The organism is Streptomyces sp. CA-210063, assembly GCF_024612015.1.
GTDB lineage: Bacteria > Actinomycetota > Actinomycetes > Streptomycetales > Streptomycetaceae > Streptomyces.
Window position 1 is genome coordinate 4,354,588 of sequence record NZ_CP102512.1, and the last position, 13,313, is coordinate 4,367,900.

At 70.6% G+C, this 13,313-nt stretch carries 13 protein-coding genes; 1 reads left to right on the top strand and 12 read right to left on the bottom strand.

Going from position 1 to position 13,313, the window contains the following annotated elements; genetic code table 11:
• Window positions 1-36: 36 nt before the first annotated feature.
• Window positions 37-633, bottom strand: coding sequence for a M23 family metallopeptidase (locus JIX56_RS18725; protein ID WP_257542169.1), 597 nt, complete (start codon window positions 631-633; stop codon window positions 37-39).
• Between the two features lie 523 nt (window positions 634-1,156).
• Window positions 1,157-3,682 (bottom strand): ATP-dependent Clp protease ATP-binding subunit, encoded by a 2,526-nt coding sequence (locus tag JIX56_RS18730; protein WP_257542171.1) that lies wholly within the window; start codon window positions 3,680-3,682, stop codon window positions 1,157-1,159.
• 430 nt (window positions 3,683-4,112) lie between these two features.
• Here JIX56_RS18730 and JIX56_RS18735 point away from each other — a divergent pair, with 430 nt between their 5' ends.
• Window positions 4,113-4,769: an SCO3374 family protein gene (locus tag JIX56_RS18735; protein WP_257542172.1), complete on the top strand. Its 657-nt coding sequence runs from the start codon at window positions 4,113-4,115 to the stop codon at window positions 4,767-4,769.
• Here JIX56_RS18735 and JIX56_RS18740 read toward each other — a convergent pair.
• The 10 genes from JIX56_RS18740 to JIX56_RS18785 all read right to left on the bottom strand — a co-directional run bounded on the left by JIX56_RS18740 (window position 4,748) and on the right by JIX56_RS18785 (window position 13,144).
• Entirely contained in the window at window positions 4,748-5,083 is a 336-nt protein-coding gene (locus tag JIX56_RS18740) for a histone-like nucleoid-structuring protein Lsr2 (protein ID WP_033524724.1), read from the bottom strand. The two genes, JIX56_RS18735 and JIX56_RS18740, sit on opposite strands and share 22 nt — an antisense overlap.
• 267 nt (window positions 5,084-5,350) lie before the next feature.
• Window positions 5,351-5,884: an amino-acid N-acetyltransferase gene (locus JIX56_RS18745; RefSeq protein ID WP_257542174.1), complete on the bottom strand. Its 534-nt coding sequence runs from the start codon at window positions 5,882-5,884 to the stop codon at window positions 5,351-5,353.
• 9 nt (window positions 5,885-5,893) lie between these two features.
• Complete coding sequence (locus JIX56_RS18750; protein ID WP_443032050.1) at window positions 5,894-6,355, bottom strand: BlaI/MecI/CopY family transcriptional regulator; 462 nt, start codon at window positions 6,353-6,355, stop codon at window positions 5,894-5,896.
• A 124-nt stretch (window positions 6,356-6,479) separates the two neighbouring features.
• Window positions 6,480-6,671, bottom strand: a complete 192-nt coding sequence (locus JIX56_RS18755) for a hypothetical protein (protein WP_257542176.1) — start codon at window positions 6,669-6,671, stop codon at window positions 6,480-6,482.
• 19 nt (window positions 6,672-6,690) lie between these two features.
• On the bottom strand, window positions 6,691-7,380 hold the full coding sequence (locus JIX56_RS18760) for a hypothetical protein (protein WP_257550967.1): 690 nt from the start codon (window positions 7,378-7,380) through the stop codon (window positions 6,691-6,693).
• A 260-nt stretch (window positions 7,381-7,640) separates the two neighbouring features.
• Window positions 7,641-8,438 (bottom strand): type III pantothenate kinase, encoded by a 798-nt coding sequence (locus tag JIX56_RS18765; protein WP_257542178.1) that lies wholly within the window; start codon window positions 8,436-8,438, stop codon window positions 7,641-7,643.
• Window positions 8,439-8,452: 14 nt separating this feature from the next.
• Complete coding sequence (gene nadC / locus JIX56_RS18770; protein WP_257542179.1) at window positions 8,453-9,436, bottom strand: carboxylating nicotinate-nucleotide diphosphorylase; 984 nt, start codon at window positions 9,434-9,436, stop codon at window positions 8,453-8,455.
• A 5-nt stretch (window positions 9,437-9,441) separates the two neighbouring features.
• On the bottom strand, window positions 9,442-11,196 hold the full coding sequence (locus JIX56_RS18775; protein ID WP_257550968.1) for an L-aspartate oxidase: 1,755 nt from the start codon (window positions 11,194-11,196) through the stop codon (window positions 9,442-9,444).
• Window positions 11,197-11,207: 11 nt separating this feature from the next.
• Entirely contained in the window at window positions 11,208-12,200 is a 993-nt protein-coding gene (gene panC, locus JIX56_RS18780; protein WP_257542181.1) for a pantoate--beta-alanine ligase, read from the bottom strand.
• Entirely contained in the window at window positions 12,197-13,144 is a 948-nt protein-coding gene (locus tag JIX56_RS18785; RefSeq protein WP_257542183.1) for a Rossmann-like and DUF2520 domain-containing protein, read from the bottom strand. The genes panC and JIX56_RS18785 overlap by 4 nt, the downstream gene beginning before the upstream one ends.
• Window positions 13,145-13,313: the final 169 nt, after the last annotated feature.

Consider the following 13,313-nt stretch of genomic DNA (forward strand, 5'->3'; position numbering starts at 1 on the left):
GAGTGAACCGTACGGCGTCACCGAGTCGGGCTCGGCTCAGACGGTGACGCCCTTGGTGCGGAGGAAGGCGACCGGGTCGACGCCGGAGCCGTAGCTCGCGGTCGTACGGATCTCGAAGTGCAGGTGCGGTCCGCTGGAGTTGCCGGTGTTGCCGGAGAAGGCTATGCGCTGCCCGGTCTTGACGACCTGCCCGACCTTCACGCTCACCTTCGAGAGATGGGCGTACTGCGAGAAGGTGCCGTTGCCGTGCTTGATGACGACGGCGTTGCCGTACGCGGGGCCGTCACCGGCGCCGTTGCCGCCGGCCTTCACGACGGTTCCGCCGTGCGCGGCGGCGACCGCCGTACCGCTCTTGACGGCGAAGTCCTGCCCGCTGTGCTTCGCGGACCACATGTTCCCGGCCTGCGCGAACCGCGCGCTCAGCTTGTAGCCCTTGACCGGGCTGACCCAGGAGGCCGCCTTCTTGGCGGCGGCGGCCTGGACGGTGCCGGTGCTCGCGGCCTGAGCACCACCGGCGGCGGCCGCGACCCCTACCCCCAGCACACCCGAGACCCCCATCCCGACGGCCACCACGGCGGCCCGGACACGAAGCTGGGACATACGGGAACGGGGAGTGCGAACACGCTGCGACATGGGTGTACCTCACGGGGGACGGAGACAAGGACGGTGCCCTGACGGACACACATCCCACCCGGCACACATCTGCGACCGCCGAGCGGGACAACCCTTGGTACCCCTAAAGCACCAAACCGCTCAAACGTGTGACCTACGACCGAAGGTCGTACACCACCCGAAATACCCCCACTCCTTGACAGTGCCCCTCAAAACAGCCCCCATCTGCACTCCACCGCCAAACCCCACACTCTCGAACCTAAAAGTCCGATTTGCCCGCCGCTATCCATCCACCGCCCATCGACTATTCCGCCTAGTACCGGACAAATTCCCTGTGCGGCATGTCACCGGCCACCCGGAACGGATAACCCCGAATTGTGACGCGGGCTACGCCGCCGCCTCAGCAAAGAGGCCGCCCCGGAGCCATCGCCCCGGAGCAGCCTCTCCTGCCTGAATTCAGCTGGATACAACCGGACAGACAAAGGGGGCTGCCCCAGGACCGAAGTCCTGGGGCAGCCCCTTCCGCTCAGGCCGAGCGCGGCGGTTACGCGTCCTTGCTCAGGTTGGGTCCGGCGCCGCCGGCCGCCTGCTCGATCGGCGGGACGTCGGGCAGTGCCGCCTTCTCCTCACCCCGGAAGGTGAAGGTCTTGGCCTCGCCCTCGCCCTCGGTGTCCACGACCACGATGTGGCCGGGGCGCAGCTCGCCGAAGAGGATCTTCTCGGAGAGGGTGTCCTCGATCTCGCGCTGGATGGTCCGGCGCAGCGGCCGGGCGCCCAGCACGGGGTCGTAACCCTTCTTGGACAGCAGCTCCTTGGCGGACTGGGAGAGCTCGATGCCCATGTCCCGGTCCTTCAGGCGCTCGTCGACCTTGCCGATCATCAGGTCGACGATCCGCAGGATGTCCTCCTGCGTGAGCTGCGGGAAGACGACGACGTCGTCGACACGGTTGAGGAACTCGGGCCGGAAGTGCTGCTTGAGCTCGTCCGAGACCTTGTTCTTCATGCGCTCGTAGTTGGTCTTCTTGTCGCCCGAGGCCGCGAAGCCCAGGTTGAAGCCCTTGGAGATGTCCCGGGTGCCGAGGTTGGTCGTCATGATGATGACCGTGTTCTTGAAGTCCACGACCCGGCCCTGGGAGTCGGTCAGACGACCGTCCTCCAGGATCTGCAGCAGCGAGTTGAAGATGTCCGGGTGGGCCTTCTCGACCTCGTCGAAGAGGACCACCGAGAACGGCTTGCGCCGCACCTTCTCCGTCAGCTGGCCGCCCTCCTCGTAGCCCACGTAACCGGGGGGCGAACCGAAGAGACGGGAGACCGTGTGCTTCTCGCTGAACTCCGACATGTCGAGGGAGATCAGCGCGTCCTCGTCACCGAAGAGGAACTCGGCGAGCGCCTTGGACAGCTCGGTCTTACCGACACCGGACGGGCCGGCGAAGATGAACGAACCACCGGGGCGCTTCGGGTCCTTGAGGCCCGCACGCGTACGACGGATCGCCTTCGACAGCGCCTTGACGGCGTCGACCTGGCCGATGACCCGCTTGTGGAGCTCGTCCTCCATGCGGAGCAGACGCGAGGACTCCTCCTCGGTCAGCTTGAAGACCGGGATGCCGGTGGCGGTCGCGAGGACCTCGGCGATCAGCTCGCCGTCGACCTCGGCGACGACGTCCATGTCGCCGGCCTTCCACTCCTTCTCCCGCTTGGCCTTCGCGGCGAGGAGCTGCTTCTCCTTGTCGCGCAGGGAGGCGGCCTTCTCGAAGTCCTGCGAGTCGATCGCGGACTCCTTGTCCCGGCGGACACCGGCGATCTTCTCGTCGAACTCGCGCAGGTCCGGCGGCGCGGTCATCCGGCGGATACGCATCCGGGAACCGGCCTCGTCGATCAGGTCGATCGCCTTGTCCGGCAGGAAGCGGTCCGAGATGTACCGGTCGGCGAGCGTCGCCGCCTGCACCAGGGCCTCGTCCGTGATCGAGACGCGGTGGTGCGCCTCGTACCGGTCGCGGAGACCCTTGAGGATCTCGATGGTGTGCGGGAGCGAGGGCTCGGCGACCTGGATGGGCTGGAAGCGGCGCTCCAGGGCCGCATCCTTCTCCAGGTGCTTGCGGTACTCGTCCAGCGTGGTGGCGCCGATGGTCTGCAGCTCACCGCGGGCCAGCATCGGCTTCAGGATCGAAGCCGCGTCGATGGCGCCCTCGGCGGCACCCGCACCGACCAGCGTGTGCAGCTCGTCGATGAACAGGATGATGTCGCCGCGGGTGCGGATCTCCTTGAGCACCTTCTTCAGGCGCTCCTCGAAGTCACCGCGGTAGCGGGAGCCGGCGACCAGCGCGCCGAGGTCCAGGGTGTAGAGGTGCTTGTCCTTGAGGGTCTCGGGCACCTCGCCCTTGACGATGGCCTGGGCGAGGCCCTCGACGACGGCGGTCTTGCCGACGCCGGGCTCACCGATCAGGACCGGGTTGTTCTTCGTACGGCGGGACAGCACCTGCATGACCCGCTCGATCTCCTTCTCGCGCCCGATGACCGGGTCGAGCTTGGACTCACGAGCGGCCTGGGTGAGGTTCCGGCCGAACTGGTCGAGGACCAGGGACGTCGAGGGGGTGCCCTCGGCAGGCCCGCCGGCGGTGGCGGTCTCCTTGCCCTGGTAACCGGAGAGCAGCTGGATCACCTGCTGCCGCACGCGGTTGAGATCTGCGCCCAGCTTGACCAGGACCTGGGCGGCGACGCCCTCGCCCTCACGGATCAGGCCGAGCAGGATGTGCTCCGTGCCGATGTAGTTGTGGCCCAGCTGAAGGGCCTCGCGGAGCGACAGCTCCAGGACCTTCTTGGCACGGGGGGTGAAGGGGATGTGCCCGGACGGGGCCTGCTGCCCCTGCCCGATGATCTCCTCCACCTGCTGGCGGACCGCCTCGAGCGAAATCCCGAGGCTCTCCAGGGCCTTAGCGGCGACACCCTCACCCTCGTGGATCAGGCCCAGGAGGATGTGCTCGGTGCCGATGTAGTTGTGGTTGAGCATCCGGGCTTCTTCCTGAGCCAGGACGACAACCCGCCGCGCGCGGTCGGTGAACCTCTCGAACATCGTTAATCGCTCCTCAGAGCGGTCAGGCAGTAAGGGGACGCTCCCCTCCCTGTCCTTCCGCAGCTTAGTCCCGCAAGCGGGGACCGCTCATTCCAACTGCCGACACCGTCCTTGGCCTCCTGACCCCGAACGCCGACATCTGCTCCAACCCGATGGTGCGAGACGATGTTCCCGCAGGCCAGGCAGTTACCCCCACCAGCAGTACGCCGATGGCGAACGCGAGACGGCCTTTCCTGCGTGTCGCCCCCTCCCACTAGGGATGTCTTACCCGTAGGGACTGACACTCCATGCCGGATGCACCGGTTCCCTCCGCTAAGGGCGAACATCCTTGCGTCGCTACTCACCGCGGAACGCCCCCTTTCCCGGCACTCTCCGCATCCGTGCCCATACCCAGCGTAACTCCGGGGTCCTTCGCACGGTTGCTCCTGACATGGCCATCGTCCCCCTTCCCCGCCGACCGTTCGACCGGAGCGCCATTTCGGGCGCTGAATCACGCGATGTTCCGGGCGATATCCCGTGTGACGCGGTGCGGCGGTGGTACGAGAACGATCTCGGTTGGGCGACCGTGCCCGGAACGCCCGTACATGTCATTACGGGGCTGCGCTTCGATGTGCTCGATGTGCCGGCGGAGGCGGGGATCGCGGCGCTCAGGCATCTGGGCCCGATTCCGGGACCGGGCTCGCCGGTGGTGTCGCACGGCGGGCGGATGCGGCTGCTTGTCGCGGCGGGCAGCGCGGAGGAGTTGCCGGGGCTGCTGGAGTGGCTGGACTGGGGCGGCCTCGACCTGGACCTCACTGCCGTCGGAACGGGCGGTCTCATGGCGGCGCCGACGCCTCCGGGCGGGGCCGGAAGGCTCGGGGGCGGGCTGCGGGAGGCCGGATCACAGGGGGCCGCCGAATGGTTGCGGCCCCCCGAGCCGGGGCGCGAGGTGGAACCCTCGCTGCCGACCATGTCGGCGTTGGGGGGCGGTGGGGGCGCCCCCGACCTCGTGCGAGTGGTGGACACGGTGGCGACGCACTGCCACCGCGTCCGGCTGCGGCGCGCGAGCACCGGGCCGTCGGAATCTCAGCCGTTGGCCTTCTCGTAGGCCTCGCGGATGGAGGCGGGGACACGGCCGCGGTCGTTGACCTCGTAGCCGTTCTCCTTCGCCCAGGCGCGGATGGCCGCGGTGTCCTGGCTGCCGCCGGAAGCGGCGCGGGCCTTGCCACGCCCGCCCGCGGCACGGCCTCCGGTACGCCGACCACCCTTGACGTAGGGGTCGAGAAGACCGCGAAGCTTGTCGGCGTTGGCGGTCGTGAGGTCGATCTCGTACGTCTTGCCGTCCAGCGCGAACGTCACGGTCTCGTCCGCCTCGCCGCCGTCGAGGTCGTCGACAAGAAGGACCTGAACCTTCTGTGCCACTGGATTTCCTTTCATCGATAACTTCAGGGCCGAGGGCCTGCGGCGTGAGCCGCTGTTTCGCGTCCCCTGTTATATGCAGTACTGCAGTACGTCGGAAAGCAAACCGCTTTTCCAGGAAAAACACAAACCCCTGGGAGAGACCGAGGAGAGGCTGCGGAGAGGGCGAGGAGCCCGGGGAAGACCGGAAACGTGCGCGTTTCGGACATAGGGCACCGGGCAAGGTGAGCCTCACCGGAAGACCTCACCGGAATAGGTCTCGGTCGGCGATCACAGATGCAGAAGCATCCGGCTGTTGCCCAAGGTGTTCGGTTTCACTCGTTCGAGACCGAGGAACTCCGCGACGCCCTCGTCATAGGAACGCAGCAGCTCCGCGTAGACATCGGTGTCGACCGGAGTCTCACCGATCTCCACGAAGCCGTGCTTCGCGAAGAACTCGACTTCGAAGGTCAGACAGAAAACGCGGCGAACACCCAGCCAGCGAGCGGTGTGCAGCAACTTCTCCAGCAACTGGTGACCGACGCCCAGACCCTTGGCCTCCGAGTCCACCGCGAGAGTACGGACTTCCGCGAGGTCCTCCCACATCACGTGCAGCGCCCCGCAGCCGACGACCTGGGCGTTGTCGTCCCGTTCCGCGACCCAGAACTCCTGGATGTCCTCGTAAAGCGTGACCGTCGCTTTGTCGAGCAGGATGCGGCGCTGGACGTACGAGTCGAGGAGGCGGCGCACGTGCGGGACATCGCTGGTCCGAGCCCGCCTGACGGTGATGGCTTTTGCGGTGACTTCGGGACTCGTTGCTGGCATGAGCGGACGCTATCGCCCGGGAAGATCCGGGGATTCGCCGGGGGTCCCCTGTGTTTCGCCGGACGATTCGACGGATTCGCCGGCGGTTTCAGCAGGGGTTTCGACGGCCGGGGCGGCGGGCGCGGCCGGTTCGGGTTTGACGGCGTCGGGGCCTTGCACGATGCGTACGGCGTCGGTGAGCGCCTGTCGCTGTTCCTCGCTCATCATCCCGAAGAAGGCGACGAGAGCGGCCCCGGGGTTGTCGCTCTGCGACCAGGCCTCGTTCATCAGTGCGGCCGCGTAGGCGGCGCGAGTGGAGACCGCCTCATATCGATAGGCCCGGCCTTCGGCCTCACGGCGCACCCAGCCCTTCTGATGGAGATTGTCCAGAACGGTCATCACCGTGGTGTACGCGATGGACCGTTCCCGCTGAAGGTCTTCCAGGACTTCTCGAACGGTCACCGGGCGGTTCCACTTCCACACCCGCGTCATGACCGCGTCTTCGAGTTCTCCCAATGGGCGAGGCACAGTTCCCCACAATATCCGGAGAATGAGATCAAAAAGGGCGTACGACTCGAAAAACACACGAGTCGTACGCCGATGGGACCGCGTAGCGTCAGGCGCCGGTGCCCTTGGGGTGGGTGTCGGTGGCCTGGCGGGCGTTCTCCGCGCGGGCGAGTGCCGCGTCGACGACCGCGTCCTCCTTGGCCTTGTTGGGGCCGCCCTGGGTCTTCACGATCAGCCTGATGACGCTGATGAACAGCACGGCCATCACGAAGGGGGGCAGCAGCGCGGAGACGTAGTCCATGTGTCCAGGGTAGCCAGCGCTAGACGGCGGCCAGTTGCTGGGGCCGTTTCGCGGGCGGGGCCGACGGTTTCCGCTTGGGCGGGAAGACCTCGCCGGGGGTGGGGATGGGGCGGCGGGCCGGGTTCGGGGCGTCGGGTCGCCGGACCGGGCCCGGCTTGTCGGCGGGCTGGGCGGGACGGGAGGGCCGGGCGGGGTTCGGCTCGGCCGGCTTTCCGGCGGCGTCACGCGCGTGCGTGACGCTCTCCGACAGACCGCCGGGGAGTGCGGTGAGCCGGAGCCGGGAGCGGGCGCCGGAGCCGCTGCGGGAGGCCGGAACGACGACCACCGGTGTGACCGGGCGCCCCGTGAAGCGGGCGCGCGCGTCCTGTTCGGCGAGGGGGCGGCAGCGCTCCAGGAGGGCCGCGGCGGCCGCATTGCCGCGCAGGGCGCGCAGTGCGGAGAGGTCGTCCGGGTGGGGGCGGTACCCGGCGTTCAGGGCCTCCTTCAGGAGCGCCGCGTAGCCCGTGACCGTGCCGGGGAGCGCGGCGCGGTAGCGGGCGAGGTCGGCCAGCAGGAAGGCCCTCAGGCGGGCGTCCTCGCGGGTCGCCTCGTCGACGGACTCGGCGAGCCGGAGGCAGTCCTGCACCTCCTCCGCGGAGGCGGGACCGGGATTGAGGGCGAGGGCGAGGGCACGACGGAGCACACGCAGCTCGTCAGCGCCGAACGCCATGCCGCCGCGGGTTCCGTGGGGCGTGGGCATGCGGCGACGATACGCGCTAATCAGACAAAAGAGGTGCGCTGGGAGCGCGTGGCGCCGGGGTACCACCCGCGTGGGGGGGATTCCATTTCGCCCCCGCCGCCCCTACCCGTCCCATCCCCCAGGGGCGCTGCCCCTTCGACCCCGTAAAAGACTCGGGGCTCCGCCCCGGACCCCGTTCGCGCAGTTCCCCGCGCCCCTGAAAGGGGCGCGGGGAACTGCGCGAACGAGCCTCAGAGGCGGGACACGTTCCGCTCGTACACCAGCCGCAGGCCGATCAGCGTCAGCCACGGCTCGTGCTCGTCTATCACCGAGGACTCGCCCAGGACCATCGGCGCCAACCCACCCGTCGCGATCACCGTCACGTCCTCGGGATCGTCGGCGAGTTCGCGGACCATGCGGCCCACCACACCGTCGACCTGGCCGGCGAAGCCGTAGACGATGCCGGACTGCATGGCCTCGACCGTGTTCTTGCCGATCACGCTGCGGGGCCGGGCGACCTCGATCTTGCGGAGCTGGGCGCCCTTGACGCCGAGGGCCTCGACGGAGATCTCGATGCCGGGGGCGATGACACCGCCGACGTACTCGCCGCGCGCGCTGACCGCGTCGAACGTCGTGGCCGTACCGAAGTCGACGACGACGGCCGGGCCGCCGTACAGCTCGACGGCGGCGACGGCGTTGATGATGCGGTCGGCGCCGACCTCCTTGGGGTTGTCGGTGAGGATGGGCACGCCCGTCTTGACGCCGGGTTCGACGAGGACGGCCGGGACGTCGCCGTAGTAGCGGCGGGTCACCTCGCGCAGCTCGTGCAGGACGGACGGGACGGTGGCGCAGATCGCGATGCCGTCGATGCCGTCGCCCAGTTCCTCGCCGAGGAGCGGGTGCATGCCCATGAGGCCCTGGAGGAGGACCGCGAGTTCGTCGGCGGTGCGGCGCGCGTCCGTGGAGATGCGCCAGTGTTCGATGATGTCCTCGCCGTCGAACAGACCGAGGACGGTGTGGGTGTTGCCCACGTCGATGGTCAGCAGCATGGCCCGTCCCCGCCCTACTCGGCCGCGCGCAGGTCGAGGCCGATGTCCAGGATCGGGGAGGAGTGGGTCAGGGCCCCGACGGCCAGGTAGTCGACGCCCGTGTCCGCGTACGCCTTCGCGTTCGTGAGGGTCAGGCGGCCCGAGGCCTCCAGTGCCGCCCGGCCGGCGACGATCGCGACGGCCTCCTCGCACTCGACCGGCGTGAAGTTGTCCAGGAGGATCAGGTCGGCGCCCGCGTCGACGACCTCGCGGAGCTGGTGGAGGGTGTCGACCTCGACCTCGATGGGCACCTCGGGGAACATCTCGCGCACGGCCTTGAAGGCCTGGGCGACGCCGCCGGCGGCGACCACGTGGTTGTCCTTGACCAGCGCCGCGTCCGAGAGGGACATGCGGTGGTTGATCCCGCCGCCGCAGCGGACCGCGAACTTCTCCAGGGACCTGAGGCCCGGTGTCGTCTTCCTGGTGTCGCGCACCTTCGCCTTCGTGCCGTCCAGGGCGTCCGTCCACGCGCGCGTGGCGGTCGCGATGCCGGAGAGGCGGCACAGCAGGTTCAGGGCGCTGCGCTCGGCGGTGAGGAGGTCGCGGGTGGCGCCGGTGACGCTGAGGAGTTTCTGGCCGGCCTCGACGGTGTCGCCGTCGTCGACGTGCCGCTCGACCTCGAACTCGTCGGAGCAGGCCACCGAGAGGACCGCCTCGGCGATTCTGAGGCCCGCCACGACGCCGCCCTCGCGGGCGGTGAAGTCGGCGGTGGCGCGGGCGTCCTCGGGGATGGTGGCGACCGTGGTGACGTCCACGCCGTGGTCGAGGTCCTCCTGGATGGCGACGTTGGCGATGTCCTCGACCTCCACGGGGTCGAGTCCGGCGTCGGCCAGGAGCTGGGCGAGCGCGGGGTCGAGCCCGCACTCCAGATATTCCTCGTTGAGGCCGTCGTCGGCGCCGCAGGCGCAGCCGTCGCCGCAGCCGCCGCTCTGGGCGAGGGGAAGGTCGGGGGTGCTCACGTCTGTCACTGCTCCTGCTGGTGCTGCCGGGTCGGGGGGAAGTCTGCGGTATCCGTGGTGTGTACGGCGAGCGTCCGGTCCGGATTCAGCCGTACGACGATATGGCGGCGCCAGGCGGTGTCGTCGCGCTCGGGCTCGTCCTCGCGCCAGTGGCAGCCGCGGGTCTCCTCGCGCAGCTGGGCGGCGGCGACCAGGACGCGGGCCACGCACAGGAGGTTGGTGGTCTCCCAGGTGTCGACGCCGGGTTCGGCGGTCTTGCCGTTCTCGTCGAGGGCGCCGCGGGCCTCGGCGTGCAGCCGGTCCAGGGCCGCGGCGGCGGTCGCCAGAGAGGCCTCGGAGCGCAGGACGCCGGCGCCCTCCGTCATGATCCGCTGGATCGCGAACCGTATCTCCGGGGCGAGCAGCGGGTGCGCGGGCTTCTCGGCGTACGGGACGGGCTGGGGCACGCCCGCGTGGAGGCCGTTCCCGGCGTGGGCCGCGGCGATGTCGGCGACGATGCGCTCGGCGTAGACCAGGCCCTCCAGGAGGGAGTTCGAGGCGAGCCGGTTGGCGCCGTGGACGCCGGTGCAGGCGACCTCGCCGCAGGCGTAGAGGCCGGGGACGGTCGTCCGGCCGTGGGAGTCGGTGCGGACGCCGCCGGAGGCGTAGTGGGCGGCCGGGGCGACCGGGATGGGCTCGGTGACCGGGTCGAGGCCATGGGCGCGGCAGGCGGCGAGGATCGTCGGGAAGCGGTGCTCCCACATGTCGGCGCCGAAGTGCCGGGCGTCCAGGTACATGTGTTCGGCGCCCTGCTCCTGCATGCGGCGCATGATGCCCTTGGCGACGATGTCCCGGGGCGCCAGTTCGGCCAGTTCGTGCTGGCCGACCATGAAGCGTGTGCCGTCGGCGTCGACGAGGTGGGCGCCCTCGCCGCGTACCGCCTCGGAGACCAGGGGCTGCTGGCCCTCCGCGTCCGCGCCGAGGAACAGCACGGTCGGGTGGAACTGGACGAATTCGAGGTCGGAGACCTCCGCGCCCGCGCGCAGGGCGAGGGCCACGCCGTCGCCGGTGGACACGGACGGGTTGGTGGTGGCGGAGAAGACCTGGCCCATGCCGCCGGTGGCGAGGACCACGGCGGGGGCGTGGACGGCTCCCACGCCGTCGTGCTGGCCCTCGCCCATGACGTGCAGGGTGACACCGGCGGTGCCGCCGTCGGCGTCGGTCAGCAGGTCCAGGACGAGCGCGTTCTCAACCGTACGCAGCCCACGCGCGCGTACGGCCTCGACGAGGGCCCGGGAGATCTCGGCGCCGGTGGCATCACCGCCCGCGTGGGCGATCCGGCGGCGGTGGTGGCCGCCCTCGCGGGTCAGCTCCAGGCCGCCTTCCTCCGACTCGTCGAAGTGCGCGCCGGTCTCGATCAGGCGGCGTACCGCGTCGGGTCCCTCCGTGACGAGGAGCCGTACGGCGTCCTCGTCGCACAGGCCCGCGCCCGCGACCAGGGTGTCGTCCTGGTGCTGTTCGGGGGTGTCGCCCTCGCCGAGCGCGGCGGCGATGCCGCCCTGGGCCCAGCGGGTGGAGCCGTCGTCGAGGCGGGCCTTGGTGACGACGACCGTGTTCAGGCCGGCGGCCTCGCAGCGCAGCGCGGCGGTGAGGCCGGCGACGCCCGAGCCGACGACCACGACGTCGGCGGCGATGGACCATCCCGGTGCGGGCGCGTGCAAGCGGGGGCGAGCGCGAAGCGCTCCCGTTCGAGGGTGGTGGTGGGCGACGGGCGGGCGTATGCCTGTGCTGGTCACGAGGCGGCTCCGAAGGTCAGGGGGATGTTGTCGATCAGCCGGGTCGTCCCCACCCGGGCCGCGACGGCGAGGACGGCTTCGCCGGTGAAGTCGTCCGGGATGTCGGTGAAGTCGGCCGGGTCGACCAGGGCCAGGTAGTCCAGGACGAGCGGCGGCTTCATGCGCAGGGCCTCGTCGAGGACGAGGCGGGCGGCGGCGCGGACGGCGGCCGGGCCGCCGGGCGCGGACTTCGCCATGGCGTGCGCGTCGGCGGCCGCGCGGGACTCGCCGATCGCGCTCAGGGCCTCGGCACGCGCGCGCGTGGCGGGCACTTCGCGGGCCCGCGCGCGCAGCGCCTCCTGCGCGGCGTGCCGGTCGCGGCCCGCGAACAGCGCCTGGGAGAGCGCCAGGGCCGTACGGCGCTCCTCGGTGGACAGATACCGGTTGCGGCTCGACAGGGCCAGACCGTCGGCCTCGCGCACGGTCGGTACGCCCACGATCTCCACGCCGAAGTTCAGGTCCCGGACCATACGGCGGATCAGGGCGAGCTGCTGCGCGTCCTTCTGGCCGTAGAGCGCCACGTCGGGGCGGGTGAGGTGGAGCAGCTTGGCGACGACGGTGAGCATGCCGTCGAAGTGGCCGGGGCGGGAGGCACCCTCCAGGCGCTCGCCCATGGGGCCCGCGGTGATGCGGACCTGAGGCTCCCCGCCGGGGTAGACCTCGTCGACGCCCGGGGCGAACACCGCGTCCGCGCCCGCCTGTTCGGCGAGCTTGACGTCGGCGTCCAGGGTGCGCGGGTAGCGGTCGAGGTCCTCGCCCGCGCCGAACTGGAGGGGGTTCACGAAGACGGTGACGACGACCTCGCCCGCGTCGCCCGCGATCTCGCGCGCGGTGCGGATCAGCGTGGCGTGGCCCTCGTGCAGGGCGCCCATGGTCATCACGACGGCCCGGCGCCCCGCACGCGCGCGTGCGTGCAGTTCGTCGGCGGTGCGCGGCACGCTGATCGTCATCGGGCGTCCCCTTCGGTCCCGTCGGCTCCGGTGGTCCCGGTCGTCCCGTCCGCGAGTACCCCGAGGAGGTCCTCGGCGAGCTCCGGCTTGAGCAGGCCGTGGGCGAGGGCACGGTCGGCGGTCGCGCGGGCCATCGCCAGATACCCGGCGACGGTCGCCGGCGCGTGCGCGCGCAACTCGGCGACATGCGCGGCGACCGTGCCCGCGTCGCCGCGCGCGACGGGGCCGGTGAGGGCCGCGTCCCCGGAGCGCAGGGCGTTGTCCAGGGCGGCGCCCAGGAGCGGGCCGAGCATGCGGTCGGGGGCCTCGACGCCGGCCGTGCGCAGCAGCTCCATGGACTGGGCGACCAGGGTCACCAGGTGGTTGGCGCCCAGCGCGAGGGCCGCGTGGTAGAGCGGGCGGTTCTCCTCGGCGATCCACTCCGGCTCGCCGCCCATCTCGATCACCAGCGCCTCGGCGGCCAGCCGCAGCGCGTCCGGCGCCGTGACCCCGAAGGAGCACCCGGCGAGCCGCTGCACGTCCACCGGAGTCCCCGTGAACGTCATCGCGGGGTGCAGCGCCAGCGGCAGCGCCCCGGCTCGGAGCGCGGGGTCCAGCACCTTCGCGCCGTACCGCCCGGAGGTGTGCACGAGGAGCTGGCCCGGCCGTACGGAACCGGTCTCGGCGAGGCCCTCGACGAGGCCCGGCAGGGCGTCGTCCGGGACGGTCAGCAGGACCAGGTCCGCGTGCCGCAGCACGTCGGCCGGGGGCATCAGCGGTACCTCGGGCAGCAGTTCGGCGGCCCGCCGCCTGGAGGCGTCGGAGACGCCGGACACGGCCACCGGTCGGTGGCCCGCCAGTTGCAGTGACGCCGCCAGCGCGGGACCGACGCGGCCGGCGCCGACGACACCGACGGTGAGCCGCGCGGGGCGGTCCTTCGGCTCTGGTTGCTGGAATGTACTCACTCGCTGGCGGCCTTCCCGTTCCAGTCCGCTCCGGGTACCGGACGATTTCTCGTCATGTTAACGCGATTGGTTCGAGGGGCGTTCGGTTGTCCACAGGCTGTGGGTTTCCGCGAGCCGTTCCCGCAGGTCGCGTCTGTCCGCCGAACTACGGATCGCCGGACGGGAAACC

Excerpts from the sequence above, each read along its gene's own strand:
- JIX56_RS18725 (WP_257542169.1), bottom strand. The coding sequence starts at position 633 with ATGTCGCAGCGTGTTCGCACTCCCCGTTCCCGTATGTCCCAGCTTCGT.
- JIX56_RS18730 (WP_257542171.1), bottom strand. The coding sequence starts at position 3,682 with ATGTTCGAGAGGTTCACCGACCGCGCGCGGCGGGTTGTCGTCCTGGCT.
- JIX56_RS18735 (WP_257542172.1), top strand. The coding sequence starts at position 4,113 with ATGGCCATCGTCCCCCTTCCCCGCCGACCGTTCGACCGGAGCGCCATT.
- JIX56_RS18745 (WP_257542174.1), bottom strand. The coding sequence starts at position 5,884 with ATGCCAGCAACGAGTCCCGAAGTCACCGCAAAAGCCATCACCGTCAGG.
- JIX56_RS18750 (WP_443032050.1), bottom strand. The coding sequence starts at position 6,355 with ATGACGCGGGTGTGGAAGTGGAACCGCCCGGTGACCGTTCGAGAAGTC.
- JIX56_RS18755 (WP_257542176.1), bottom strand. The coding sequence starts at position 6,671 with ATGGACTACGTCTCCGCGCTGCTGCCCCCCTTCGTGATGGCCGTGCTG.
- JIX56_RS18760 (WP_257550967.1), bottom strand. The coding sequence starts at position 7,380 with ATGGCGTTCGGCGCTGACGAGCTGCGTGTGCTCCGTCGTGCCCTCGCC.
- JIX56_RS18765 (WP_257542178.1), bottom strand. The coding sequence starts at position 8,438 with ATGCTGCTGACCATCGACGTGGGCAACACCCACACCGTCCTCGGTCTG.
- panC (WP_257542181.1), bottom strand. The coding sequence starts at position 12,200 with ATGACGATCAGCGTGCCGCGCACCGCCGACGAACTGCACGCACGCGCG.